The sequence below is a fragment of the Streptomyces tritici genome, assembly GCF_048500665.1.
In the GTDB taxonomy this organism is placed as follows: domain Bacteria; phylum Actinomycetota; class Actinomycetes; order Streptomycetales; family Streptomycetaceae; genus Streptomyces; species Streptomyces tritici.
On record NZ_CP183183.1, the window covers coordinates 2,851,604 to 2,875,329 of the forward strand.

At 72.2% G+C, this 23,726-nt stretch carries 23 protein-coding genes and 1 tRNA gene; 4 read left to right on the forward strand and 20 right to left on the reverse strand.

The genetic code is table 11. The annotated features are described in order from the left end of the window. Positions 1-158: 158 nt before the first annotated feature. Both ACNJ93_RS13015 and ACNJ93_RS13020 read right to left on the reverse strand, forming a co-directional pair. Entirely contained in the window at positions 159-1,694 is a 1,536-nt protein-coding gene (locus tag ACNJ93_RS13015) for an MFS transporter (protein WP_418957561.1), read from the reverse strand. A 211-nt stretch (positions 1,695-1,905) separates the two neighbouring features. Then, positions 1,906-2,520: a TetR/AcrR family transcriptional regulator gene (locus tag ACNJ93_RS13020; protein ID WP_418961389.1), complete on the reverse strand. Its 615-nt coding sequence runs from the start codon at positions 2,518-2,520 to the stop codon at positions 1,906-1,908. 386 nt (positions 2,521-2,906) lie between these two features. Here ACNJ93_RS13020 and ACNJ93_RS13025 point away from each other — a divergent pair, with 386 nt between their 5' ends. Next, on the forward strand, positions 2,907-4,178 hold the full coding sequence (locus tag ACNJ93_RS13025; protein ID WP_418957562.1) for a M6 family metalloprotease domain-containing protein: 1,272 nt from the start codon (positions 2,907-2,909) through the stop codon (positions 4,176-4,178). Between the two features lie 77 nt (positions 4,179-4,255). On the opposite strand, the gene ACNJ93_RS13030 is transcribed toward ACNJ93_RS13025, so the two are convergent. Next, a complete protein-coding gene (locus ACNJ93_RS13030) occupies positions 4,256-6,007 on the reverse strand; it encodes a class I adenylate-forming enzyme family protein (protein WP_418961390.1) in 1,752 nt (583 codons plus the stop codon). Between the two features lie 118 nt (positions 6,008-6,125). Continuing rightward, on the reverse strand, positions 6,126-6,788 hold the full coding sequence (locus ACNJ93_RS13035) for a GOLPH3/VPS74 family protein (RefSeq protein WP_418957563.1): 663 nt from the start codon (positions 6,786-6,788) through the stop codon (positions 6,126-6,128). A 128-nt stretch (positions 6,789-6,916) separates the two neighbouring features. On the opposite strand from ACNJ93_RS13035, the gene ACNJ93_RS13040 reads away from it, so the two are divergent. Beyond that, positions 6,917-6,989 (forward strand) — tRNA-Arg (locus tag ACNJ93_RS13040). Positions 6,990-7,060: 71 nt separating this feature from the next. On the opposite strand, the gene ACNJ93_RS13045 is transcribed toward ACNJ93_RS13040, so the two are convergent. The 10 genes from ACNJ93_RS13045 to ACNJ93_RS13090 form a co-directional block, all read right to left on the reverse strand. Further along, the gene (locus tag ACNJ93_RS13045; protein ID WP_418957564.1) at positions 7,061-8,212 is read right to left on the reverse strand and encodes a tyrosine-type recombinase/integrase; all 1,152 of its coding nucleotides are present in this window, start codon (positions 8,210-8,212) and stop codon (positions 7,061-7,063) included. Then, a complete protein-coding gene (locus ACNJ93_RS13050; RefSeq protein ID WP_418957565.1) occupies positions 8,212-8,400 on the reverse strand; it encodes a helix-turn-helix domain-containing protein in 189 nt (62 codons plus the stop codon). Before ACNJ93_RS13050 ends, ACNJ93_RS13045 begins: the two co-directional genes overlap by 1 nt. After that, on the reverse strand, positions 8,397-9,785 hold the full coding sequence (gene repSA, locus ACNJ93_RS13055; protein WP_418957566.1) for a replication initiator protein RepSA: 1,389 nt from the start codon (positions 9,783-9,785) through the stop codon (positions 8,397-8,399). The genes ACNJ93_RS13050 and repSA overlap by 4 nt, the downstream gene beginning before the upstream one ends. A gap of 268 nt (positions 9,786-10,053) precedes the next feature. Next, entirely contained in the window at positions 10,054-10,371 is a 318-nt protein-coding gene (locus tag ACNJ93_RS13060) for a SpdD-like protein (protein ID WP_418957567.1), read from the reverse strand. An 11-nt stretch (positions 10,372-10,382) separates the two neighbouring features. Continuing rightward, positions 10,383-10,541, reverse strand: a complete 159-nt coding sequence (locus ACNJ93_RS13065; RefSeq protein WP_418957568.1) for a hypothetical protein — start codon at positions 10,539-10,541, stop codon at positions 10,383-10,385. Positions 10,542-10,560: 19 nt separating this feature from the next. Then, entirely contained in the window at positions 10,561-10,752 is a 192-nt protein-coding gene (locus ACNJ93_RS13070) for a mobile element transfer protein (RefSeq protein ID WP_418957569.1), read from the reverse strand. A gap of 14 nt (positions 10,753-10,766) precedes the next feature. Next, entirely contained in the window at positions 10,767-11,444 is a 678-nt protein-coding gene (locus ACNJ93_RS13075) for a DUF2637 domain-containing protein (RefSeq protein ID WP_418957570.1), read from the reverse strand. Between the two features lie 84 nt (positions 11,445-11,528). Then, entirely contained in the window at positions 11,529-12,806 is a 1,278-nt protein-coding gene (locus ACNJ93_RS13080) for an FtsK/SpoIIIE domain-containing protein (RefSeq protein WP_418961391.1), read from the reverse strand. 89 nt (positions 12,807-12,895) lie between these two features. Then, positions 12,896-13,228 (reverse strand): hypothetical protein, encoded by a 333-nt coding sequence (locus ACNJ93_RS13085; protein ID WP_418957571.1) that lies wholly within the window; start codon positions 13,226-13,228, stop codon positions 12,896-12,898. A gap of 138 nt (positions 13,229-13,366) precedes the next feature. Continuing rightward, positions 13,367-14,146 carry a GntR family transcriptional regulator gene (locus tag ACNJ93_RS13090; RefSeq protein ID WP_418961392.1) on the reverse strand — a complete coding sequence of 260 codons (780 nt, stop codon included), beginning with the start codon at positions 14,144-14,146 and terminating at the stop codon, positions 13,367-13,369. Between the two features lie 18 nt (positions 14,147-14,164). On the opposite strand from ACNJ93_RS13090, the gene ACNJ93_RS13095 reads away from it, so the two are divergent. Together ACNJ93_RS13095 and ACNJ93_RS13100 are read left to right on the forward strand one after the other, a co-directional pair. Further along, positions 14,165-14,623, forward strand: a complete 459-nt coding sequence (locus ACNJ93_RS13095) for an NUDIX hydrolase (RefSeq protein WP_418957572.1) — start codon at positions 14,165-14,167, stop codon at positions 14,621-14,623. A gap of 50 nt (positions 14,624-14,673) precedes the next feature. Beyond that, positions 14,674-15,261 (forward strand): hypothetical protein, encoded by a 588-nt coding sequence (locus tag ACNJ93_RS13100; protein WP_418957573.1) that lies wholly within the window; start codon positions 14,674-14,676, stop codon positions 15,259-15,261. A 487-nt stretch (positions 15,262-15,748) separates the two neighbouring features. Here ACNJ93_RS13100 and ACNJ93_RS13105 read toward each other — a convergent pair whose 3' ends face one another. The 6 genes from ACNJ93_RS13105 to ACNJ93_RS13130 all read right to left on the reverse strand — a co-directional run bounded on the left by ACNJ93_RS13105 (position 15,749) and on the right by ACNJ93_RS13130 (position 23,643). Next, positions 15,749-15,973, reverse strand: coding sequence for a hypothetical protein (locus ACNJ93_RS13105; RefSeq protein WP_418957574.1), 225 nt, complete (start codon positions 15,971-15,973; stop codon positions 15,749-15,751). Positions 15,974-16,358: 385 nt separating this feature from the next. After that, positions 16,359-17,327: an aldo/keto reductase gene (locus ACNJ93_RS13110; RefSeq protein ID WP_418957575.1), complete on the reverse strand. Its 969-nt coding sequence runs from the start codon at positions 17,325-17,327 to the stop codon at positions 16,359-16,361. Positions 17,328-17,403: 76 nt separating this feature from the next. Beyond that, a complete protein-coding gene (locus ACNJ93_RS13115; RefSeq protein WP_418957576.1) occupies positions 17,404-18,213 on the reverse strand; it encodes an ATP-grasp domain-containing protein in 810 nt (269 codons plus the stop codon). A 34-nt stretch (positions 18,214-18,247) separates the two neighbouring features. Next, positions 18,248-19,138, reverse strand: coding sequence for an adhesin (locus ACNJ93_RS13120; protein ID WP_418957577.1), 891 nt, complete (start codon positions 19,136-19,138; stop codon positions 18,248-18,250). A gap of 40 nt (positions 19,139-19,178) precedes the next feature. Continuing rightward, positions 19,179-21,017, reverse strand: a complete 1,839-nt coding sequence (locus ACNJ93_RS13125; protein WP_418957578.1) for an MFS transporter — start codon at positions 21,015-21,017, stop codon at positions 19,179-19,181. 175 nt (positions 21,018-21,192) lie between these two features. Continuing rightward, complete coding sequence (locus tag ACNJ93_RS13130) at positions 21,193-23,643, reverse strand: D-alanyl-D-alanine carboxypeptidase (protein WP_418957579.1); 2,451 nt, start codon at positions 23,641-23,643, stop codon at positions 21,193-21,195. Positions 23,644-23,726: the final 83 nt, after the last annotated feature.

The following is a 23,726-nucleotide window of genomic DNA, read 5'->3' on the forward strand; positions in this document are numbered from 1 at the left end:
GCGCGGCGGCGGCATCCCGTACGCCGGGGCCGGGGCACGGGGCCAGGGCCGGAGCCGTACGCGTACGTCGCCGAAGCGATAGCGGTACGGGCGGGCCGGCCGGCCGGCCGCACCTCAGTACGGCAGGCCGACTCGCGTCTCAGCCGGCCGACCCCGTCTCAGTGCACCACCACCGGCACCTTCACCTCGTCCTCGGCGCCCTCCCCGCCGCCCGACCCGGCGGCCACTGCGCCGGCCTGCGGCTTGCCGGTGTTGATGAAGGTGAACGCGATCGTCGCGGAGACGACCAGAATGCCGACCGCCCACCAGATCGCCGACGCGTACCCCTCGACCATGCCCTGCAGCTGCAGCAGCTTCTGCGCGGCCGGAGTGGTCGCGCCTGCGGCGTGGTCGGCGATGTAGGCGGTGGTCGCGGAGGCCGCGATGGTGTTCAGGAGCGCGGTGCCGATGGCGCCGCCGACCTGCTGCGAGGTGTTGACCATCGCCGAGGCCACACCGGCGTCCCGCGGGTCGACGCCGTGCGTCGCCAGCGACATCGCCGGCATGAACGCCGTACCCATGCCCAGGCCGAGCAGCAGCTGCGCGGGCAGGATCAGACCGGCGTACGACGAACCGACCTCCAGCTGCGTCAGCAGCAGCATGCCGACGGCCGCGGTCAGGAAGCCGGGGGCCATCAGCAGGCGCGGGGCGACCCGCGTCATCAGCCGCGTACCGATCTGCGTGGAGCCGATGATCATGCCCGCGATCATCGGGAGGAAGGCGAAGCCGGTGGTGACGGGCGAGTACCCCTTCACGACCTGCAGGTAGTAGGTGAGGAAGAGGAACAGGCCGAACATCGCGATCACGGCCAGACCGAGGGAGAGGTAGACCCCGCCGCGGTTGCGGTCGGCCAGGACGCGCAGCGGCAGCAGCGGCGACTTCACCAGCGCCTCGGTCAGCACGAACGCCCCGAGCAGGACGACCGAGCCGCCGAACAGGCCGAGCGTGGTGATGTCGGTCCAGCCGTGGGACTCGGCGCGGGTGAAGCCGTACACGAGCGTGACCAGGCCGAGCGTCGACAGGACGACGCCGGGGATGTCGAGCGGCGAGCGGTTGCGGCCGCCGGCCGGCTCGCGGATCACGAAGTACGCGCCGAGGGCGGCGACGACGGCGAACGGGATGTTGACGTAGAAGGTCCAGCGCCAGTCGAGGTACTCGGTGAGGAAGCCGCCGAGGATCAGACCGACCGCGCCGCCGCCGCCGGCGATCGCGCCGTAGATGCCGAACGCCTTGGCGCGCTCGCGCGCGTCGGTGAACATCACGGCGAGCAGCGACAGGGCGGCCGGCGCGAGCAGCGCGCCGAAGGCGCCCTGGAGCGCGCGGGCGCCGAACATCATCTCCTGGCCGGTGGCCGCGCCGCCGAGCGCGGAGGCGGCGGCGAAGCCGACGAGTCCGACGACGAAGGCCCGCTTCCGGCCCCACAGGTCGGCGATGCGGCCGCCGAAGAGCAGCAGTCCGCCGAAGGCGAGGGCGTAGGCGGTGATGACCCACTGCAGGTTGCCGTTGGAGATCCCCAGGTCCTGCTGGGCGGAGGGGAGCGCGATGTTCACGATGGTCGCGTCGAGCACGACCATCAGCTGCGCGAGCGCGATGAAGACGAGCGCCTTCCAGCGGTTGGGGTCGGGGAGCCTCGACGGCTCGGCGATTTTGGACATGGGGTAGCCACCTTTTGGAGCGGAAGTGAAGAAAAGGGGTGAAAAGGCGTAGGCGACGACGACGGCCTACGGACGTACAAGAAGCCCTACGAGCCCTACGGGACGTACGAGAGGCCCTACGAGCCCTACGAGCCCTACGAGCCCTACGAGCCCTACGAGAGGTACGAGAGGCACGAGGCGTACGAGGCGAACGAGGCGAACGGGCCGTGGTTCAGCAGGCGGCCTCCCCCGTTTCCCGTCGGCGCAGCGTCTCGAGCGTCGCCGCCGAGCCCGGCAGTACGGACCGGGCGGGGGCTTCGAGGCCGTCGAGGAGCAGCTGCAGGTGACGGTGGACGAACTGGTCGAAGTCCGGGAGGCAGGCGCCGCCCGGCAGCGGTCGGGTCAGCTGCGACAGGGCCACGAGCAGGTCGCCGACGGCGACGTCCGGACGGAGCCGGCCCGACGCGTGCGCGCGGTCGACGAGACCCTGGACGGCCTCCTCCAGCCGCTCGCGTTCCGCGAGGAGTTCGGGGTGGTCCTTGTCGAAGGTGCCGTCGAGCATCGGGCACAGGGCGCCGACCCGTTCGTCGGCGGCCGCGTGCGCGAAGCGGCGCAGCGCGTCGAACGCGTCCGCCTCGGCCTCGGCCGCCTCGACCGCCCGCTCCCGGGTGCGGGACGTGACGGAGAGAACGACCTCGTGGACGAGGTCGGAGCGCTCGGGGAAGTTGCGGTAGAGGGTGGCGTTGCCGACGCCGGCCCGGCGCGCGATCTCGTCGAGCGGCACCTGCGGGCCGAACTCGACGAACATCTCGCGGGCGGCGGTGACGATCCGCTCGCGGTTGCGCAGCGCGTCGGCCCGCGCCCGCGCCCGCGGGACGGGACGTGCGGACGGGGTCGCGTCTGGGTGACGCCTACCGGCGGCGGTGTTCACGCCACTGACTCCTGCCGTGTCGAGGAACTGTCGGGGAACTGGAGGGATGCGATCCGAAAAGCCAGGCTCCGAGATCCGGGGAAGGAGTCCCCGTTTCGCGGACACAGGCGTAAACGGGGACACGCTCCCCGCTTATTTCCGGCCCCGGCTGTGACCTGAGCCACTCCCCCGCACCGCCTGACGCCGCCCCGCCCGATACCCACGATCGGGCCACCCGGCGCGCGTCACCCGATCACCCGGCACAGGCTGATCGGACAGGGCAGTCCGGACCCGGCCGGCTGCCGCGGACCGAAGGCGACCGTATGCAGCAGACCCGCCGGCGGATACGCAGACCCTTCACCCTGGCCGCGGCCGGGGCGCTCGCGCTCGCCACGCTGGCCACCGCGAGCACGACCCTTCCCGGGCCCGCCCCCGCTTCCGCGGGCCCCGCCCCCGCCGCTCCCGCCGACGCCCTGCTCGGGCCGTGCCGGATCGCCACGGCGCTGGGCGTGCAGATGTCGGAGGGACTGCCGACCGCCCCCGGGTACGTACGCTCCACCGGGCGGATACGGGCGCTGAACCTGATGATCGACTTCCCGGACGCCGAGGGCGAGGGGACGGCGCTGAGCCGGTTCCGGGAGTTCTTCCCGCAGACCTCGGACTGGTTCCGGGTCAGCTCGTACGGCCGGCTCGTCTACCAGCCGGAGACCCCGCTGCAGGACTGGCTGCGGATGCCGCTGCCGTTCTCCTCGTACGGGATAGAGCGCGGCTCGCCGTACGAGCCGGGGTACCGCAAGCTGGTCGAGGACCTGGTGAAGGCCGCCGACGCGGAGGTGGACTTCAGCGCGTACGACCTGGTCAACGTGCTGGTGACGCCGAACGCCGGGCCGTCCGCGCTGGACACGGTCCTGTCCGTCACCTTCTCGGGGAACGACGACGCGCCGTACGCGGACGGCGTCCCGCTCTCCAACACGTCCTTCGTCTACAGCCGCCAGGACGACGGCTCGGGTTCCTACGACCGGACCGGCTACCGGGTGCTGCCGCACGAGAACGGCCATGTCTTCGGCCTGCCCGACCTGTACACCGTGGACGGCGGCGGGACCGTCGGGCACTGGGACATCATGTCCGAGGACTGGGGGGCCAACAACGACCTCCTCGGCTGGCACAAGTGGAAGCTGGGCTGGCTCGACAACGACCAGGTGCGGTGCGCGTCCGCGACCGGGGTGCACGAGTACGAGCTGACGCCGCTGGCGGTCGCGGGCGGGCCGAAGCTGGCGTTCGTGCCGCTGTCGGAGCGGTCGGGGTACGCGGTGGAGGTCCGCACCCAGCAGGGCAACGACGAGGCGGTGTGCGAGCCGGGCGTGCTGGTGTACCGGGTGGAGTCGGACGTGGACACCGGGCACGGGCCGATCAGCGTCTCGGACAGCGACCGGGACAGCGGGGGCTGCACGCGCCGGCCCAATGTGCACGCGGAGCTGTCGGACGCGGCGTACCGGCCGGGCGAGTCGTTCACGGACCGGGAGCACGGCATCCGGATCACGGTGCTGTCGGAGGAGGACGACGGCGGCTACCGGGTCCGGGTCAGCCGCTCGTAGCGCGCCCCGCGCGGCGGCTACCGGGTCCGGGTCGGCCGCTCGTGGCGCGGCCCCGCGCGGCGGCTACCCGACGACGGTTACCGGGTGCGGGCGGCCGAGGGCCGGGAGGAGCCCGCGAACAGCGCCCCGAGCTCCCGCTTGAGGACCTTGCCGGCGGCGTTGCGCGGCAGCGGGACGTCCCGTACGAGGACGCGCGACGGCACCTTGAAGGCGGCGAGGCTCCGTCCGACGTGCGCCCGCAGGTCGCCGGGGCCGGCGGTCGCGCCGTCGCGGAGGACGACGACGGCCGCGACCTCCTCGCCGAGGGTGGGGTGCGGGACGCCGAGCACGGCGGCGTCGGCGACGTCCGGGTGGTCGTGCAGCGCGCCCTCGACCTCGACGCAGTACACGTTCTCGCCGCCGCGGATCACCATGTCCTTGATCCGGTCGACGATCGTGACGCGGCCGTCCTCGTACGTGGCGAGGTCGCCGGTGCGGAACCAGCCGTCGTCGGTGAAGGCGGCGCGGGTGGCGGCCTCGTCACGCCAGTAGCCGCGGGCCAGGCACTGGCCGCGCAGCCACAGCTCGCCGACGCCGGAGGCGTCGGGGTCCGCGATGCGCACCTCGGCGGCGGGCGCGGGGCGGCCGACGCTGTGGGGGTGGGCGCGGTACTCGGCGCCGAAGTTCGCGAGGACACCGCCGCAGGTCTCGGTGAGGCCGTAGCCGTTGCGGGGTTCGACGTGTTCGCCGAGGAGGGCGGTGAGGCGGCCGACGAGGCCGGGCGGGGCGGCGGCGCCGCCGGTGTTGAAGTGGCCGAGGCCGGCGAGGCGGTGCGCCCAGCCGCGGCGCTCGACGAGGTCGACGAGCTGGAGGGCGGTGGTGGGCACGCCGGCGTAGTGGGTGACGCGGTGGCGTTCGATGAGCTCGACGGCGCGTTCGGCGTCCCACTTGTGCATGACGACGACGGTGCCGCCGGCGGCCATGACCGGGTAGAGGGCGGTGAAGGCGGCGACGTGGAAGAAGGGGAAGGTGACGAGCGAGACGGGGGCGGGGCCCTGACCGGGGATGCGGCCGCGCAGGAGGGCGGAGACGGCGGCGTGGTACCGCGGGTTGAGCGCCGCGCCGGTCTGGGCGCGGTGGGTGGCGACGGCGCCCTTGGGGCGGCCGGTGGTGCCCGAGGTGTAGACGATGGTGGCGTCGTGCTCGGGCAGGACGTCGACGGGCGGGGGCCCGAGGGTGGGGTCGGTGTCGGGTTCGTACACGGTGAACCCCTCGCCGAGCGGGGCGCCAGCGGGTGTGTCGTCACCGGGCGTGCCGTCACCGGGCGTGCCGTCACCGGGCGTGCCGCCACCGGGGTGGAAGACGATCCCGGGCACGTGGTGGGCGCGGGCCCAGTCGCGCACGCGCGGGAGGCGCTCGCCGTCGACGAGCAGGACGCGGGGCGCGCAGTCGTCGAGGGCGTACGCGAACTCGTCCTCGGTCCACCAGGCGTTGAGCGGCACGGCGACGAGGCCGGCGAGCTGGGCGGCCCAGAAGGCGATCTGCCACTCGGGGTGGTTGCGCATGGCGACGACGGCCCGGTCGCCGGGGCGCAGCCCGTACGTGTCGGTCAGCCGGCGCGCGAGGCCGCAGGCGGCGGCGAAGAACTCGGCGTACGTGTAGGTCCGGCTCTCGGCGACGAGAAACGGCCGCTCGCCGAAGGCCCAGGTGGCCTCGACGAACTCGCGCAGGGTGGCGGGCCCGCCGGTGTAGTGCCCGTCGCCCACGGCGAAGGGAGCGCCGGGGGAGGTCAGCTGCGCGACGACGCGCGCGAGCGCGGGGCGGCCGTCGCCGTCGCCGTCGCGGTCCACCAAGCCCTCACCCGTCCTACCGGTCCCTCAGCACCTGCTCGCCCACCGGCCCCGACGCTAGGCGCGGGCGACGAAACCCGTCAAGGCGGTCGGGGTCGGGGTCGGGGGCAAGGCCGGGTCAGCCACCGGCGGCCACGACGGTGACGACAGTGGCGGTCGTGATGGCCGCCTGCATGTCGCGTATCGCGGCCCGGACGCTCTCGGCCGCCCACTGTCCCTCGGCGACCTCGGCCATGCGGCCGGCGACCTCGCGGCGGGGCCGGTCGGGGAAGGCGAGCCGGTGCAGCTTGGCGGCGTGCAGCAGGGCGACGAGCCCGGCGGTCCGCTCGTCCGGCTCCGCACCATCGAGGACGACGGCCCGCAGCCGCTCGCGCAGCTCCCGCTCGACGGCGCCGTCGGCCTCCGGGTAGCGACGCACAGGGAAGAGCCCGAGGGCCTTGTGCTTCTCCTCGGCGACGATCTTGCGCGCGGCCAGGCGCTCCAGGGCGGCGCGGACGGCCTTGGCCTGGTCCTTGGTCAGCCAGTCCGTCACCCGCCGCCGCTCCCGGCGTCCCATCCAGCCCGCGATGGCCTCGGCCCGCCCGTCGAGCAGCGGCTCCCCCGTGGGCTCGCCCGAGCCGAGCGTGAGGTGCTTCCCCTCCACACTCACCCGCCCGGCGAGCACCAGCTCCAGCAGAATCCCCCCGGCCACCGCCCACCCGACCGCCTGCCGCTGCTTCGCGGCCCCGGACGCGTCGTCGAGCGAGAGCAGCATGATCTCCTCGGCCAGCGTGACACCCATCCCAGACTCCCCCCGTGATCACACCCACCCGAAACAACGCCCCACCCGGCTCCCCGGTTCCCTCCCCACCCCACCCACCCCGTCCACGACCCCCCACGCACACCCATCCGCTACCCTGTTCACGACTCGCCTTCGTAGCTCAGGGGATAGAGCACCGCTCTCCTAAAGCGGGTGTCGCAGGTTCGAATCCTGCCGGGGGCACAAGCACAAAGGCCACCTACCGATCTTGGTAGGTGGCCTTTGACATCCACGGCTGACATCAACGGCAGCGGTCAGGGACGGCCGGGCCGCCTCTTGAGCAGCCGGTCCATGTGACTGATGGCTTCGCGCTGCGTGTCCTGGACGACGTGTGTGTACACGTCCATCGTGATGCTGATCTGGCTGTGCCCGAGGATCTCCATCACGACGCGGGGCGCGACGCCGGCCGCGGTGAGCAGGGTGGCGCAGCCATGCCGGGCATCGTGCAGCCGGATGACGCGAAGTCCTGCGGAGTCGGCGACGCGGGTGAAGGAGCGGTACACGTTGCGCGGCTCGACGGGTCGGCCGGTCCGTGTGGTGAAGACGTAGCCGCCTTCGTGCCACCTCTCCCCCGCCTTGGTCCGCTGTTCGTTCTGCCGCATCCGGTGCCAGCGGAGCGGGGCAATGCACATGGCGGGCAGCGGCACGGCTCGACGGCGGCGCCCCTTGGGATCGTCGTCGTACAGAACGCCACGTCGGCGCTGGGTCTGCTGGCGGATGTAGAGAACCCGGTGGTCGAGGTCGAGGTCCACCCAGCGAAGGCCGATCAGCTCGCCCCGACGCAGACCCATGGCGATCGCGAGGACGAAGGCCGCGTACAGCGGGTCCCGGCGGGCGGCGGCGAGGAAGTCGAGCGTCTCGTCCAGTGACCAGGGCTGCAGCTCGCGAGCCTTCGCCCGGGGCGGCTCAACGAGCGTGGCCACGTTGCGTGTGATCAGTTCTTCGCGGCAGGCGGCGGAGAGCGCGGTGCGCAGCACGCGGTGCGACTCCTTGGCGGTCGCGGCGGTGGTCTTCTTCTCCAACTGGACGAGGAAGCGCCGGACGTCGGCGACGCCGAGGGACTCCAGCCGCTTGGAGCCGATCAGCGGGACGAGGTAAAGCCGCACGTGCGCCTCGTACTTGTCATACGTGCTGAGCTTGCGGCGCGGTTTGATGACGTTGTCGAGCCAGTACGGCAGCCACTCCGAGAGCTTGGCTGACTTGGTGGGCACGGGCACGCCCTGGTCGACCTTGTCGAGGAGTGCGCGGCGCTTGGCGTCGCACTCAGCCCACGTCTTGCCGTAGGCGAACTTCCGGGCGCGGGTGCCGTCGGGCTGGAGGACGTAGACGGCGGCCTGATACCGGCCGTCCTTCCGCAAGGTGATAGTGCCGGCCCCGTTGGGGTTGCGCTTCCGCTGCGCGGCCATCAGGCGGCCTCCTCGATCTGGTCGACGATGAAGTCCCGTACGGCGTCGGCAGGGATGCGCCGGGCCCGGCCGATGGTGATCGAGGTGAGGCGACGCGAGCGGATGAGGTCGTAGACCGTGGAGCGTCCGAGCTTGAGCCGCGCCATGACCTCGGGCACGGTCAGCAGTTCGGCGGCGGCAGTGGTCATGCTGCGGCTCCTTCCATGGTGAGTTGGTCGCGTAGGGCTTCGCGGGCGGTCTCGCGGTTGAGCTGGATGTCCCGGGCGATGGACGCGGCGAGGACGGCCTCACCGGGGGAGTGGCCCTGTCCGGCGTACGTCCAGGAGGTGAGGACGAGGACGGTGTCCGGCTCGATGTCGTCGAGGCCGCGGTTGGTGCGTTCCTGGGCGGCGCGGTAGTCGGCACGGGTCTGGCGGAGTTCGCTCAGGGTGGTGGAGTACTGGCGGGACTTGGTGGAGAAGTGGCCGCGGAAGCCGAGCATGTGGGCCCAGGCGGTGAGTCGACGCTCGGGGTAGAGGTCGTTGAGGTCGAAGCAGGCTTCGACGAGGCGGCGGGTGTGGTCGGGGACGCCGAGCAGGATCAGGGCTTCGCGGTTGCCGATGCGGCGGTCGAGGCTGCCGGTCGTCTCGGCAGCCTTGGTCGCGTACTTGGCGATGTACGAGGCGACCGCCTGTTCCGTGATGTCGGAGCCGTCGCCGAAGGCTTTGACGGGCCGGATGTCGAGCTGGGTGCCCCAGCGCAGGCGGCGGGTGGGCCGGTCGCCGGCGGCGGGGACGGTGACCGTGGTGTACGCGTGGGCAGCCGCGGCCTGGATCGCGTTCGTGAGGAGTTCGGTCGAGGCCCAGTGGGGCGGTGGCGTGCTGGGGCCGTCGGGTCCGTCGAGCCGGATCACGGCGTGGAAGTGGACGGCTCCGCGCTTCTGGAACTCGGCAACCTTGCCGTAGGAAAGCCGGGCGACCTCCTTCAACGCCCTCTGTGTCAGCCCCGCCTGGGCGGCGATCTCCCGGCGGAGGCGGGTGGTGAAGCGCTGCCAGAGCTGTCCGGCGTGGTTGTTGAAGAGGACGGCCACGGCGTAGTCGTACGTGTCCGGGTCGAGGGGCGTGCCGAGTTCCGCGGAGTCCTCGGTGTGCCGGGTGCCGCAGCGGCAAGGCCGGTCGCCGGGGCGGTTGTGGACCGGGCCGAATGAGGGGGCCGTCAGCGTGAGGAACACCCGGGGGTGGTCGCGGACGGTGGCGGGGATGTCGCGGCGGTCGTCTCCGGCGAGGCCGGCGCGGATGAGGTGGTACGTGTCGCCGGCGTAGGTCCAGGCGCAGGCGGGGCAGCGGGAGGCGCGGCGGTTGCCGCAGGCGACGCGGAGTCGTCCTCCGGGCTCGGCGTCGGTGGAGTAGCGGTGCAGGGTCTCGCCGCTGGTCTTGTCCTGGGTGAGGGTCCAGCCCTGGAGGTGGATCGGGGCGGAGCAGCCGCCGGTCCGGTGGATCTGCTCGCGCCAGCGGTCGAAGCCGGTGGACCCGGCCACCCTGAGCATGTCGCTGAGGGTGGCCGAGTCCAGGCCCGCGAAGGTCGCGTCAGGCACGGGCGGTCTCCCGGGCCGGGGTGGGGCGGGTACCAGTGCCGTGGCAGGCGGGGCAGTGCGCGGTGACGGTGCGCAGGTGCCCGCGGTGGTCGCGGCCGCCGAGGGTAACGGCAACGGTGGCGTGACCGTCGCAGTTCGAGCAGATTCGGGACGTGGCCCGGGGGTGGGCGGTCATGATGGGTGGGTTCCTTCCGCTTCTGTGGATCGGGCAGGGATGCGGCTCCGGGACGGCGGAGACTTGGCGGTTTCAGGGCCGTCCCGGGGCCGGTCAGCGGTGCTTGTGCTCGTTGTTGAGGAGCGAGCGCAGCACGACGGCGCACACGGCGACCGAGGCGGCGCTGATCGCGACGGCGAGGAGCATCGAGACCAGGACCGCGCCGACGACCAGGACGAGGCCCGCGCCACCGGCGACCACGGCGATGAGGCCGGTCGGGGTGAGACGGACGGCCGGGACCTGGACGCGGGGCGTGGCCGGGGCCGGCTGCGCAGCGGTCTGCGGCTCGATGTCGGACGTGGTGATCGGCTGGATGAGCGGGGTGACGAGGCCGGTCGGGAGCGGGTTGACCGGGACGCGCGGTCGGAGCATCGGCTTTCTCCTTACTGGTTGATGGCGGTGTCGATGGCCGGGGCGAGGAAGCTGTCCGCGAGGAGGTAGCCGCCGAGGAGGATCACGGCGACGAGCCACCAGGGCGGGCGGATGAGCTTGATCCCGAGGGCACCGACGACGATCAGGGCGAGCCAGAGCGGGACGTCCATGGCAGGTCTCCTTGGGGCGTCAGTGGGGCGTGCAGCGGTGGGTTCGGGCGGCAAGCTGGGCGGCCGAGGAGCTGGAGTAGTCGGCGGACCAGCCGCAGCGGTCGGCGGTGCACACGGCGGCGTGCTTGGTGCGGCCGTGCCGGTCGCGATGGGTGCCGATCTGCACGGGGCCGATCCGCATCACGGAGTGGAAGCGGTCGCGGGCGGGCATGGGAGTTCACCTCCTCAGGCGAGTTGGGCGGCGATCGCGTCGGCCATCACGGGCGGGACTCCGAGGCGGGCGCGCAGGGTGTCGTTGTCGATCGGCGAGCCGGTACGGGCGCGGTGGTCGTCGGCGACCTTGCGGGCGTGAGCGACCAGGGCGGGCGGGACGGTTACGGCAGGCGCTGTCGGCTCGGGCTCCGGCACCGTGTCGGGCTCGACAGCGGGCAGCGCGGGCGGAGCCTCCGGCTCAGGTGCGGCGGGGGTCTCGCGCTCGACGACCTCAGCGACGGCGGGTGGTTCAGGCTCAGTCGAGGCTTCGGCCGCGGGCGCCGGGGCGTGGGCAAGGAGCGTGCCGCCCAGGAACGCGAGTGCCGGCCACCCGGCGACGAGGATGCGCAGCCAGTTCGGCACGTCGGCCAGGTCGAGCAGGCCGGCAGTGGCGACGTTCGCGCCGAGCGATGCGGCGAGGGCGACGGCGAACCACGTCCAGGCGGCGCGGGCCGGAGCACCAGCAGCACGCAGGCTCCGCAACCGGTGCCAGGCAGCCACCAAGAGCAGGTCGACGGAGATGGGATATGCCCACGCTTTCCATCCGGTCTGTCCGGCTGCTTCTGCGAGGTCGTGAAGGTGGGCGAAGGACAGGGCACCAGCGATCACGGCTTGCACGAGGACGGCGTCCGGCCGGAGCGTCGAGCGCATCGCAGGTCCTCCCTTCCGGTATCAGGCATGGAGGGGGTAGGGAGCTGGCGTGAGGCGGTCACGCCGACCGATGAGCGGAGGGATTCAGGCGAGCGCTGGGGCGGTCCCGGCCGCCGGGCCGGGAGCGTTGTCGAGGCTCGGGAGAACCGGGCGAAAGACATCCAGGGCGGGAATCGCCGGAGTGCGATCGGCGTGGGCGTTCGTGATGTTCACGGCCCGCCGCAGGGTGAGGTGCTGGGTTCGGATGCGGACCCAGCCGCCGGAGGAGTCGCCGGCGACGGCGGTGCCGGGCCGGTCGGTCGGGATTTGGATGGTGGCGAGGACAGCGTCCGGGGCGATGTCGCCGAAGGCCATGTTCGCCGAGGTCTCGTCGTTGACGCGGTGCGCGGTGCGGCCGGTGAGCTGCGCGCGGAGCATAGTGATCCCCTTGCCGAGCTCGGAGCCGAAGCGCTGCCCGCAGATCTCCAGATAGATCCCGGCCGCGCGGCCGAGCTGGGCGAGCCGGACGAGAGCTGTGATGATCCGGTCCCGGCGCTTCTCCTCGTCCTTCGTGGCGTACAGGGCGAGTTCGGCGACCTCGTCGACGACGAGGACGATCGGGGTTGGGCGGAGGTGGTCGGGTAGGTCCCAGATGTCGGCGGTAATCTCCGCATCCGGCACGTCCGCGCTCAGCCGCTGTTCGCGCCGGATGAGCTGATAGACGTCCGCCATGTGCTCGACGAGCGCATCCAGCAGCGCAGAAGCGGTGTCGGGATTGTCGGCCAGGGCAGTGAACCGGCGGGCGAGCGGGGCGAGTTCGACGCCTTGCTTGCAGTCGATGCCGACGAGGGCGACGTCCAGGGCGGCGAGGCCGGCGACCAGGTTGCGCTGGTAGACGGACTTGCCGGACTGCGTCGCGCCGACGTTGAGCGCGTGCGGGGTCTGCCGGTAGTCGCGGTAGTAGACCTCTCCGTCTTCCCGCATCGCTACCGGCACCCGCAGCGGCCCGCGGTCGGCGGCGAGGGCGGGCATCTGCACCCGCTTGAGAACGTCGTAGCCGGTCATCCTCAGCTCGACCACACCCGAACGGATCTCGCGGGCGGTGACGTTCTGCATGACGAACGAGTGCCGCAGACGGTCCGAGGCGGCGGAGAAGTCGAACGCGTCCTGACCGGGGCGCAGCTTTACCCTCAGCACGAGCCCCGTCCGGGTGGGCCGCAGTCGCAGAATCCGAGGGGCCCGAGACTCCGGAACCGGCCGGTTCGCGATCCGGGCCAGGGCCAAACGCCAGCGGGAGGGCGGGACGGTCAGCCCGCAGGCGTCCATGACCGACGCGTACCGGACCAGCACCCGCGCCACCGCGAACACGATGCCGAAGGTCATCCAGTACCAGGCCGGACGCTGCCACCGCAGCAACAGCGCCACCGTGACGACCAGCGCCAAGGTTGCCGTTAAGGCGGTCGCGGTCACGGTCAGGCCGCCTTCACGGCGGTCAGCGGGGTGACGGCGACGGCGCGGAAGGCGATGCCGTACCGGCCGTCCCGCTCCCACGGCCGGGCGACGAGGCCGGTCAGGGCGACCGGGGTGCCCATCACCAGGTCGCCGGAGATGCCGGTCTCCGGCACGGCGACGGCCAGCAACTCGACGTTGTCGTTCGCCGCGAACATCACGTTCACGACCATCAGCCGCACACCGGTTTCGCGGTCGGTGGCGACCTCTCCGGTCTGACGGTTCGCGATCTTCGGGGTCGGGGGCTGGGCCACCATCACGGTTGCCGCGGACGTGTCGACGGGGATGAGACGCATGGGAACACTCCTCCATAGAGGCTTGGACTCCGTCACTCATGTATAGGAGTGACATGAAGAAGAGTGCATGACTCCTGTACATGAGTCAACCCGCCGCGAGAAAGAACTCGCAGCGGGCTGTGATGAGTTGAGCTTGCGTCAGTCCGTAGCGGGGATCCGGTACTGGAAAACGAACTGGTCAGCGGCCATGAGGGTGTCGCACACCTCCACCACCCGACCCTCCTTCGTCACCGCGTTCCGAAGGAGGTGAACGACGGGCGCGCCAGCGCTCAGGGCGAGTTCGGAGGCTTCGGCCTTCGAGGCCGGGCGGGCTTGCAGCGTCTCGACGAACTCGACGAAGACGTGGCCGTGGTCCTCCAGCCGGGCGTAGATGCCGCCGGGGCCGGGGTTCTCGGCGAAGAGCTCCGGGATGTCCTTGACGACGTCCCAGGGCAGGTAGGAGCTGGCGGTCTCGACGGGCACGCCGTTCCGGAAGTAGAGGCGGCGCCGGGCGAGTACCTGAGTGCCGGCCTCGACGCCGAGGCGTTCGGCGATCTCCTCCGGAGCCTCCATGGGGCCGATGTAGAGGACGCTGACCTTGGCGGTGGCACCGGACTGGGCCGACTCTGCCAGGTACGCGGCCTTCCCTTCTCGGCGGTGCGAGGCCCGGAAGCGGTCCGAGGAGCGGAGTCGCACCGGGGGTCGGTCCTTCACGATCGAGCCCTTGCCGTGGCGAGTCTCCACCAGGCCGCTGGCCCTGACCTCCACCATGGCCTTGCGGATCGTTCCGCCGGCGACGCCGTAGCGTTCCACGAGTTCGGACTCGCTCGGGACCATGTCGCCGGGCTTGAGGATGCCTGCGCGGATCTGTTGAACGATCTCGTCGGCGATCTGAACGTACCTAGGTACGGCCCGACTGCCTCCTACTGGAGTTCCCACGGTCCTCTTCACTCTCCTATGCTCCTGTACATGAGTAACAGCGCGCGTGAAGCCCAGTCAACGCCACTGCACTCCGTGTCCGTGGCGGGAGCCGTCGTGCGCGAGGACGGCCGACTCCTGGCGATCCGCCGAGCCGACAACGGCACGTGGGAGCTCCCGGGCGGAGTGCTCGAACTAGCCGAGGCTCCGGAGGCCGGCGTCGTCCGCGAGGTCTTCGAGGAGACCGGCATCCAGGTCGAGGTGGACGAGCTGACCGGCGTCTACAAGAACACCACCCGAGGCATCGTCGCCCTGGTCTTCCGGTGCAAGCCGTCAGGCGGCAGCGAGCGCACCAGTGACGAGTCGACCGCCGTCGACTGGCTCACGCCCGAAGAGGTCTCCGAGAGGATGGCCGAGGTATACGCAGTTCGCCTGCTCGATGCACTGGCTGGGAACGGGCCGCACGTCCGGAGCCATGACGGCAGGCAGCTCACCTGAGCCCGGTAATGCGGTGGCGAAGGCTCACGAAGCCATGTGACGGTTCGGCCATGGGCAATTCCAAGGCGTATGCCGTCTTCCAGAGCACTGACGCAGCAACGGCGTACACACAGGCCAAGCGCCTGTGCGCGCTCCTGGCGGAACGCGATGACGAGGTCGGGCTCTTCGCCGAACTGCATACGGTCGCGGATGTTCGGTGCATGGCGGCGGTCCTGCCCGAGGCGAACTTCGACTATGTCGATACGCGCACCGATGCGGCGGGGGAGTTCGCCTGGTTCGACCTCGACCTTGCGGAGACGGACGATGAGGTACTGCAGCAGCACCTCCCGCTGTCCCTCTTGGAAGACGCCCCGAGAGGGAGCGTAGAGGAGTGCTTCGTAAAGGCGCTCGGGCAGGGCATGGCCGCCGTCGACTGGCACGGCATGTGGCCGGATGACCCAGAGTCGGATCTCTACGGGTCGGCGAAGTACGACGGGGTCCAAGTCGTGTTCCACGGACAGGACGCTCAATGGGACCAGTGGACCGAACATCACACCGTCTTCGTCCACGTGGGCAAGTTCGGTGACCTACCCCGGGCCCAGAAACTCGCCGCACACATAGGTAGCGAGGTCCTGGGCGAACCACAAATCGGCTGGTGACGAGCGGACAGGCCGAGATGCCGGGCACCACGGCGCGGTAAGAGTTTCTCTACTTCATCAAGGGCGCTTCCGCCGCGACAACGCGGCGTCGCGCGGCCCGGCGTCCGGCCCGCCGCTCCTGTCTCCGCCCCGCTCCGGACCGGCCGCCGGCCCGCGCGCCAAGGCGGGGGGCTGGATGGGTGAACCGGCCTGATCGGTCGGCTTCCCGTTAGAGCAGATGCCTCCGGCGGGGGCGCTCAGGCTCCGGGATGAACGGGGCCCGTTCCGCGGGTGCCGGTCGGATGTGGTGCGGGAGGGGGCTGTCATCCCGCCTGCCATCGACCCAGGCAGAGCCGAGCAGACACGGGTCCTGGCGTCCAGGTCGTTCGTACAGTGGCGCGCTCCACCTGGACGCCAGGACCCGCGCCCGCTCCACGGTGTGTGGGTCGACGGCAGACGGGATGACAGCCGGGAGCGCTGTGGCTGGGAGCCCGTTCCCCGTGAAGCATCAACCCATGATCAGTCCCGCGATGCCGAACGCCAAGGTGAGAACGAAGCTGATGAAGCTGACGGCAGTGGCGAAGCGAGGAACCTCAGGCGTCCCGCGAAAGTTCGAAATGACGCCGTTGGACCAGAAAGAGCAGATCGCGACCACGATGGCCGGGATGAAGAGGGGTGTGTCTCGGCAGACGTAGGCCGCACCAATCGCTAGACCGATCAGGATGATCAACATTGAAGCCCCCTGCCGCCATGCCCCTAGCACCCGCCCGCCCACCGCTTGGTGAGTCAGACGCCAGAGCATAGGGGCTCCGCAACGATACGTTTGCCGGATCTGACATCTTCCGTTGACATCAACGACGGCAGACAGCCGCGACATCAGGCAGCCGTGTGCGAGCTCGCATCAGGCCCCTCGGCCGTGCCGCACAGACTCCCGATCGAACTCCTAAAGCGGGTGTCGCAGGTTCGAATCCTGCCGGGGGCACAAGCGCAAAGGGCACCTACTGAATTCAGTAGGTGCCCTTTGGGGTGTTCGGGTGCGTCAGGTGGGACGGCGTTCGGACCTGTCGCCCGGGTTGTCGGGAGGGCGAAGGTGGCGGTGAGAGGCGCCTTGGGGTGCTCTACCAGGCGTATGCCTCGGGGGACGGTTTGTTGCCGTTGGGGGCCGGGGGTGGGAAGAGGGTGTCCAGGGTCGTCAGTGTTTCTGGGGTGAGGGTGTTCAGGGCGCGGAGGGCGCCCGTCAGGTGGGCTTCGGTGCGGGGGCCGATGATCGGGCCCGTCACGCCTTTCTGGGCGAGGAGCCAGGCCAGGCCGACGTGGGCCGGGTCTTCGCCCAGGTCGGCGCAGAGGTTCTCGTAGGCCTCGATCGCCGGGAGGTGGGCGGTCAGGGTGGCGGCCGAGCGGTCGGAGCTGCCGCGGGCGGCCGTGCCGTTGCGCTGTTTGCGCAGGACGCCGGCCAGGACGCCGCCGTTCAGCGGGCCCCAGGGGATGACGCCGATGCCGTACGCGCGGGCCGCGGGCAGGACCTCCAGTTCGGCCCAGCGGGTCATCAGGTTGTAGCGCGACTGTTCGCTGACCAGGCCGAGGAAGTGGCGGGACTTGGCGGCCTCCTGGGCCTGGGCGAGGTGCCAGCCCGCGAAGTTGGAGGAGCCGAAGTAGAGGACCTTGCCCTGTTGGCGCAGGACGGTGAACGCCTCCCAGATCTCTTCCCACGGGGTGTTTCTGTCGATGTGGTGCATCTGGTACAGGTCGATGTGCTCGGTGCGCAGCCGCTTCAGGGACGCCTCGCAGGCGGCGCGGATGTGGCGGGCGGAGAGGAAGGCGTCGTTGGGGCCCGGCCCGGTGGGCAGGTAGACCTTCGTCGCCAGGACCGTCCGTTCGCGGCGGCCGCCGCCGGCCGCGAACCAGCGGCCGATGATCTCCTCGGTGACGCCGTCGCCGGGCGTCACCCCGTACACGTCGGCGGTGTCGAAGAAGTTGATGCCGTGCTCGTGCGCACGGTCCATGATCGCGTGGCTGTGGTTCTCGTCCGTCTGCGGTGGACGCCGTCCTCGGCATCCGGGCCCCGCAACCCACGCAGCCCGAGCCACGGGAAGCGAGCCAGTAGCGCCCTGAAAGCCCAGAGAAAGCCCTCCGAACGCCCACAGGAAGCCCTCCGAACGCCCCCTACAGGCCCCGCACGAAGCCGCGGTCGCGCGGTGCCACGGCCTCCCGCGGGCCCGCCGACCGCAGCGTCACCTCCAGGGCCCGCGCCGGGTCGGCCGCGTACAGCGTGCTGAACCAGGGCATGTTGGCCTCCACCACCGCCCACTCCCCCGTCGCGCCGCCCTCCGGGCGCGCCAGCAGCCCGACGTCGAGGACGACCGCGCTGGGAAGGGTGTGGCCGTGGTCCGCCAGCAGGCGGTACGTGAACTCGTGAAAACCCGCGGGTGTATGACTGTCCGTCAACTCTCGCGCGTCGAGCCGCCCGTACGTCGCGTACCGCGACCCCGTCAGCACCTCCCCGTCCAGGACGAACAGCCGGAACTCGGCCGCCCAGTCCACCACCTCGCTCACCAGCACCGGCGCCCCCGCCTCCCCGGCCGACGGGCCGTCCGGCAGCGCGGCGCCGTCCTCGTACACGGCCGCCGGGAACGTCTTGTCGCGCGGCGGCTTGGCGAAGAACGGGCCCGGCAGGCCGCGCGCCTCCGCCAGCGGCATCAGCCGGATCGTCCGCCCGGTGAACTCCCGCGGCAACGACGGAAGCCAGTCGTCCGCCGGCTCCAGGAGCGCCACGCCCAGCTCGGACGCCACCGCCTGCCCCAGCGCCGGGCCGCCGTAGAAGTGCGCGGCCCCTCCCTGCGCCCCGAGCCGAGCGGCCGTGTCCGGGCCCGTCAGGGGGACGGCCTCCATGCCCCTCGACACGGCGGCCTGCGCCAGGAGTTCCCTCGTCGGGCTCGCGTGCGGCGTCGTCGCCAGAAATGCGTTCTTCGTCATGTCCTCATGCACACAGTCACCGTCACAGTCACGCTCACGCGCACTGCAGTCTCATCTGGGCGGCCCCGTGGTGTGCGCCTTCCCGTTCCTCCGACCCCCAGTCGACCCCCCGGTCCAGGAGGCGGACCGTGAAGGAGTCGTCCCGCAAGGGGTACCACGCCGTGTGGAGGAGTTCGCCCCGGTGGGCCGGCTGGTCGACCTCGAACCGCGCGTACGGCCTCCCGTCCGCGAGGACCTCGTACACCGCCGGATCCCCCGCCGCGTCCTGCCGCCTCGGCGGCGACGGCACCTTGACGGCCAGGGTGCACCGGCCGTGGCCCGCGCCCACGTGCCACGACCAGGTCGCCGAGTTGCCGCGGTCGCGCGTCGCGCTGCCCGACATGGGGATCGCCGAGAACCGGCCGTCGCAGCCGTCGCCGCGGTGGCCGCCGCTCGTCACCGTGTACCAGCCCTCCCAGCCGTCCGCGTACCGGCCCTCCTCCCGGTACGTGCCGCCGCCGGCGCAGCCCGGACCCGCCCAGGCCACGTACGCCGGCGGCGAGGTCGCCGGGGGCCGGGGCGCGTGCCGCGGGGGCGACGGGGAGCGGGACTCGGACGCCGACGGGGAGGGGGACGCGGAGGGGCTCGGCGAGGCGGACCCGTCCGGGCCGCCGGTGCTCTCCGCCGCGCTGGGGAACGCCGTCGGCGCGATCCTCGTGGGGACCCCGCGCGTCAGGCCCGTCCCCGGCCCGGCCGCCGCCTCCGCGCGCCGCTCCCCGTCGTCGCCGCGCAACAGCGCCACCAGCACGACCGCCGCCACCGTCATCACGCCCGCCGTCAGCAGCACCGCCCCGCCGCGGCGGGCCGGACGCGCCGCGGCGCAGCCCGGGCAGACCATGCCCGGCAGCGGCCCGCGCCGCCCGCTCCCGCACCGTTCGCATGCCATAGCCGCCCACTATGCAGGACCGTTCCCCGCCGCGGGAGGGTCAGCGCAGTTCCTCCGGGCAGGCCGTCCCGCGCGGGAACAGCTTGTACGGGGCGGCAAGCCGGTACGTGCCGGGCTTCGGGGCCAGCAGCTCCGTCCACTCGTCGCCCTCGGCGTCGGGCTCGGCCCTCAGCAGGCAGCCGTGTGCGTTGGCGTACCGCGGCGGAAGCTCCTCCTCCGACGCCTCCCGCGCCCGCTTCGACGCCTCCGTCTCCTGCGGCGGCTCGACCTTCGCGCCGTTCTCGTCGAGCAGCGCCAGCCACGGCGACCACGGCACCCGGATCAGCACCCGGCCCGCCGTGTCCAGGCGGATCGTCACCTCGTTCTCGCCGGCGCGCTCCACCTTCGCCGGCGGATCGGCCAGCGGGGTCGGCTCCCGGACCTCGTACAGCCGCCAGTTCGCGTCCGACCAGACCTGCTTCAGGTACGGCAGCCCCGCCTTCACCAGGCGCGCCTCGCGCTCGGCGCCGGTGTCCGGGGCGCCCGTCGGCAGCACCACGTAGTGCACGGCCCAGCGGTGCAGCCAGTCGCGGTAGTTCGCGGTGTTCAGGGTGTCGTCGTAGAAGATCGGGTTGCGCTCGATGTCCGCCTGCCGGTTCCAGCCGCGGGCCAGGTTGATGTACGGGGTGAGCGCGGACGACTCGCGGTGGCTGCTCGCCGGCACGACCTCCACCCTCGCCTTCTCCGCGCCGCGCCGCTGCAGCTGGTCGACCAGCGGCGCGAGCTCGCGGGCCCAGGAGGCGTGCGGCGCGGTGCGGATGACGTCGTCGACGCTCTTGTAGCCGACCCACAGGTGCAGTCCGGCGACGGCCAGGACCAGCGCGTACCAGCGGCGCGAGCGCGGGACGGTGTAGGGCAGGGCCGCGAGCAGCACCACGCCGGCGAACAGCATCGGCAGCCGGGAGATGTTGGAGCCGATCTGCGAGTCGACGAGGCAGGTGAGCGCCGTGCCGGCCGCGTACACGGCCGCGCCCGTGCGGACGGTCCGCCAGTCCTTCGGCACGAGGAAGCAGACCAGGAGCCCGAAGGCGAACGGCAGCGCCGTCGACCCCACCGACATCGGCTGCGTGCCCGAGAACGGGAACAGCCACGCCGACAGGGCCACCACGGCGACCGGCGCGAGCCCGAGCGCGTACGCCCCCGGCCGCCGCTTGTGGAGGAACAGCGCGGCGGCCGCGATCCCGAGGAACAGCCCGGCCACCGGGCTCGCCGCCGTGGCCAGTCCGGCGAGCGGCGCCGCGACGGCGGCCTTGGCCCAGCGCCGGTGCCGCCAGCGGTGCGGCCAGCAGAACACCGCCGCGACCGCGCCCAGCGCGAACGTCATGCCGAGCCCGAAGGTGACCCGCCCGGACAGCGCGTTGCACAGGAACGCGAACACGCCGGCCAGCGCGCACGCCATCGGGTTCCGGACCGCCCGCACCCGGACCAGGATCAGGGCCGTCAGCCCGGCCGAGACCGTTCCGGCGATCATCATCGTCGTCCGCACGCCGAGCACGGACATCACGTACGGCGAGACCACGCTGTACGAGACCGGGTGCATCCCGCCGTACCAGGCGAGGTTGTACGCGGAGTCCGGGTGCCGTCCGACGAACTCGGCCCAGGCGTCCTGCGCGGCGAGGTCGCCGCCGCTGTTCGCGAACAGCAGGAACCACAGCACGTGGCTGACGGCGGCGAGGCCGGTCGCCACGAGGACCGGGTGGCGGCGGCGCCGGCGCAGCGGCCGCGGGGCGGCGGCCGCGGGGGGCCGGGGCGAGGGCAGCGTTATTCGCGGGGCGGTGCGCCGCCCGTCGTGCAGCGCGTTCGTACCGTCGTCGGCGTGTGTCGGCTCGGCGGTCGTCACTCGGCTCTCTCCGGTCTTGGGGCCGTCCGGCCCTGGTCCGCCGGACAGGCTCCGGTGCGCGCTCCTGGTCCCCGTCTCCCGGTCGGACGCCGTCCCGTGCCCGACGGTTGCCCGGGAACGCTAACAGGTGGGCGCCCCGGGAACCGGGGCGCCCACGCGCGGCGGTCGCGGCGCGTCAGCCGACGCGCGTCAGCTTCTCGGTGAGACCCGGCTCGACCAGGTCGGTCTCCAGCGCGACGGGCGCGCTGACGCGGCCCTCGCCGACGCCGACCGACACCTCGCCGACGATGTCGCCCGCCTTTCCGCTGTGCGGGACGGTCTTGCCGCCGTCGGTCAGCTCCAGGTGGACCTTGTGGCCCGGCCAGCCGATCGGCTTCAGCTCCTTCGTCGCGACGACCGCGGTGCGGCCGCCGAGGCCGTCGTCGACGTAGCCGACGACCTGGCCCTTGCGGATGACCGACGCGGACGTCACGTCCTTCTGGGCCTGCTGGATCAGCTTGAGGCTGTAGTCGATGGAGAGCTGCAGCTTGTCGTCGAGGATCTTGGCGTCCTTGGCGCCCATGACGATGCCGAGCACCCGGTGGATCTTGCCGTCGACCTTGGTGTTCGCCGACCAGAGCAGGTTGCCGCCGGCCGGGGTGGACGAGCCGGTCTTGATGCCGCCGACGCCGGGCTCCAGCAGGATGTTGTTGTTGTTCTCGATCCGGCCGACGCCCTCGACGACGGCGTTCGGGCTGTTCACGATCTCCCGGAACACGTCGTACTGCATGACCGCCTTCGCCAGCTTCAGCTGGTCCTTCGGCGTGGAGACCGTGGAGTCCTCGAGGCCGGACGGGTCGGTGTACGTGGAGCTGGTCATGCCGAGGTCCTTGGCCGCGGCGTTCATCTTGTCGACGAACGCGGCCTCGGAGCCGGCGTCCCAGCGGGCCAGCAGCCGGGCGACGTTGTTCGCGGACGGGATCATCAGGAGCTGGAGCAGCTCCTTCTCCGTGTACTCCTGACCCTTCTTCACCGGCGCCCGGGACTCGTGCCGGTTGGCGGCCTCGTCCTCGGCCTTCTGGTCGACGGTGATCTTCGGGCCCTCCTGCTCCCCCTTCAGGGGGTGGTCGCGCAGGATCACGTACGCGGTCATCGTCTTCGCCACGCTGGCCAGCGGGGCGGGCTTCTGGTCGCCGTACGTGCCCATGGAGCCGACGCCCTCGACCTCGACCGCGCCCTGGCCCTCGCCGGGCCACGGCATCTTCAGCTCGCCGCCCTCGAAGGTGTACGTGGGGGCGACGGAGAGCGAGAGGGCGGGCTGCGGGAGCGGGCGCACGAACTGTACGACCGCAAAGACGATCAGCAGCAGGACGACCAGCGGGGTCCAGATCTTGAGCCGCCGGGCGAAGACGCGCATCGGGGTCGGCGGCGGGGGCGGGGTGTTGGTGAGCTCGGCGAGCAGGTCGAGCGGGGGCAGCGGCGGCATGGGCTGCTGCTTGGTCCGCTCGGCCTCGGTGAGCGACGCGGGGGCGGGAGCCGGGGCGGATGCCGGGGCGGGAGCCGCGCCCGGCGCTGCGGGAGCGGCCGGGGGCTGCGACGCGGGGGCGCCGTCCTTGCGCAGCGGCACGAAGGTGCTGGGGCGCTCGGGCGCGGGCGGGTTCGCGGGCAGCTTGAGGGCGGTGGTCGGCTGGTCGACGACCGGCGGCCGGACGGCCTTGAACACGGCCGTCGGCTGGTCCACGGGGCCTGCGGCGGGCTTCTCGTCCGCCTTCGGCTTCGCGGGGGCCTCGGGAGCCTTGGGGGCCTGCTCGGGGGCCTGGGGCGCCTTCGGCGCCTCGGAGGCGGCCGGGTCGGCGGCCTCGGGCGTACGGGCGGGCACCGAGGGCTTCTTGGCGGTGAACCAGGACTCGGCGGCGGCCCCGGTCCTGGCGCCGGTCGCGCTCACGTCGGCGGCGGGCTCGTCGGCGGCGTCGTCGTCCGCCGGGGTCGCCTCGGACGGCACGTCGGCGGCGGGCTTCTCCGCCGTGGCCGTCCTGCCCTCCGGGGCGGAGGCGGCGACGGGCTCGGCGTCCCGTACGGCCTCCGGCTCCCGGGCGGCCGGCTCCTCGGCGCTCGCCGGCTTCTCGGACGCCTCAGGGGCGTCCTCGGCGGTCTCGTCGGCTTCCGCGGGCGCGCCCGCAGCCGACTCCTCGGCCCGCTCGGACGCCTCGGGCTCGGCGGCAGGCTCGGACGCCTCGGCCTCCGCACGGGCCTCCGCCGCGTCCTCCGCGGCGGACTCGCCGTCGGACGGGGCCTCGGACTCACCGTCGGACTCGCCCTCGGACGGGGCCTCCGCCGCGTCCTCCGGCTCCGTACGCGCCTCGGGCTCCGTGGCCGCCTCCGGCTCCTCCGTGGCGACCCAGGCCGCCACCGCGGCCTTCAGACGGTCCTCGCCCTCCCCGGGGGCGGCGTCCGCCTCGGGCTCCGGGCTGCGGGGGGACACGGTCTTGAAGACGGCGGTCGCCTGGTCCGCCCGGACCGGGGATGCGGAATCGCCGAGGAGGGCCAGCCGCGGATCCGCTCCGCCCGAAGCCGTCTCCCCCGACGACTTCCGCTGCTCCGACCTGTCGGGGGACTCGCCCGCCACCGTGCCTCCTCCATGCGTCATCTGTTCGTCCGAACCATCTACCAGTGTCCTGTGTGAACCCCTTGGCTCCCGTGCTAGACGAGAACGACATACCTACCGGTTCC

Bases quoted from the DNA above. Each gene is read 5' to 3' on its own strand.
- ACNJ93_RS13025 (WP_418957562.1), top strand. From the start codon at position 2,907: ATGCAGCAGACCCGCCGGCGGATACGCAGACCCTTCACCCTGGCCGCG.
- ACNJ93_RS13065 (WP_418957568.1), bottom strand. From the start codon at position 10,541: ATGGACGTCCCGCTCTGGCTCGCCCTGATCGTCGTCGGTGCCCTCGGG.
- ACNJ93_RS13075 (WP_418957570.1), bottom strand. From the start codon at position 11,444: ATGCGCTCGACGCTCCGGCCGGACGCCGTCCTCGTGCAAGCCGTGATC.
- ACNJ93_RS13085 (WP_418957571.1), bottom strand. From the start codon at position 13,228: ATGCGTCTCATCCCCGTCGACACGTCCGCGGCAACCGTGATGGTGGCC.
- ACNJ93_RS13045 (WP_418957564.1), bottom strand. From the start codon at position 8,212: ATGGCCGCGCAGCGGAAGCGCAACCCCAACGGGGCCGGCACTATCACC.
- ACNJ93_RS13060 (WP_418957567.1), bottom strand. From the start codon at position 10,371: ATGCTCCGACCGCGCGTCCCGGTCAACCCGCTCCCGACCGGCCTCGTC.
- ACNJ93_RS13070 (WP_418957569.1), bottom strand. From the start codon at position 10,752: ATGCCCGCCCGCGACCGCTTCCACTCCGTGATGCGGATCGGCCCCGTG.
- ACNJ93_RS13115 (WP_418957576.1), bottom strand. From the start codon at position 18,213: ATGACGAAGAACGCATTTCTGGCGACGACGCCGCACGCGAGCCCGACG.
- ACNJ93_RS13120 (WP_418957577.1), bottom strand. From the start codon at position 19,138: ATGGCATGCGAACGGTGCGGGAGCGGGCGGCGCGGGCCGCTGCCGGGC.
- ACNJ93_RS13100 (WP_418957573.1), top strand. From the start codon at position 14,674: ATGGGCAATTCCAAGGCGTATGCCGTCTTCCAGAGCACTGACGCAGCA.
- ACNJ93_RS13050 (WP_418957565.1), bottom strand. From the start codon at position 8,400: ATGACCACTGCCGCCGCCGAACTGCTGACCGTGCCCGAGGTCATGGCG.
- ACNJ93_RS13015 (WP_418957561.1), bottom strand. From the start codon at position 1,694: ATGTCCAAAATCGCCGAGCCGTCGAGGCTCCCCGACCCCAACCGCTGG.
- ACNJ93_RS13035 (WP_418957563.1), bottom strand. From the start codon at position 6,788: ATGGGTGTCACGCTGGCCGAGGAGATCATGCTGCTCTCGCTCGACGAC.
- ACNJ93_RS13095 (WP_418957572.1), top strand. From the start codon at position 14,165: ATGCTCCTGTACATGAGTAACAGCGCGCGTGAAGCCCAGTCAACGCCA.
- ACNJ93_RS13130 (WP_418957579.1), bottom strand. From the start codon at position 23,643: ATGACGCATGGAGGAGGCACGGTGGCGGGCGAGTCCCCCGACAGGTCG.
- ACNJ93_RS13080 (WP_418961391.1), bottom strand. From the start codon at position 12,806: ATGACCTTCGGCATCGTGTTCGCGGTGGCGCGGGTGCTGGTCCGGTAC.
- ACNJ93_RS13105 (WP_418957574.1), bottom strand. From the start codon at position 15,973: ATGTTGATCATCCTGATCGGTCTAGCGATTGGTGCGGCCTACGTCTGC.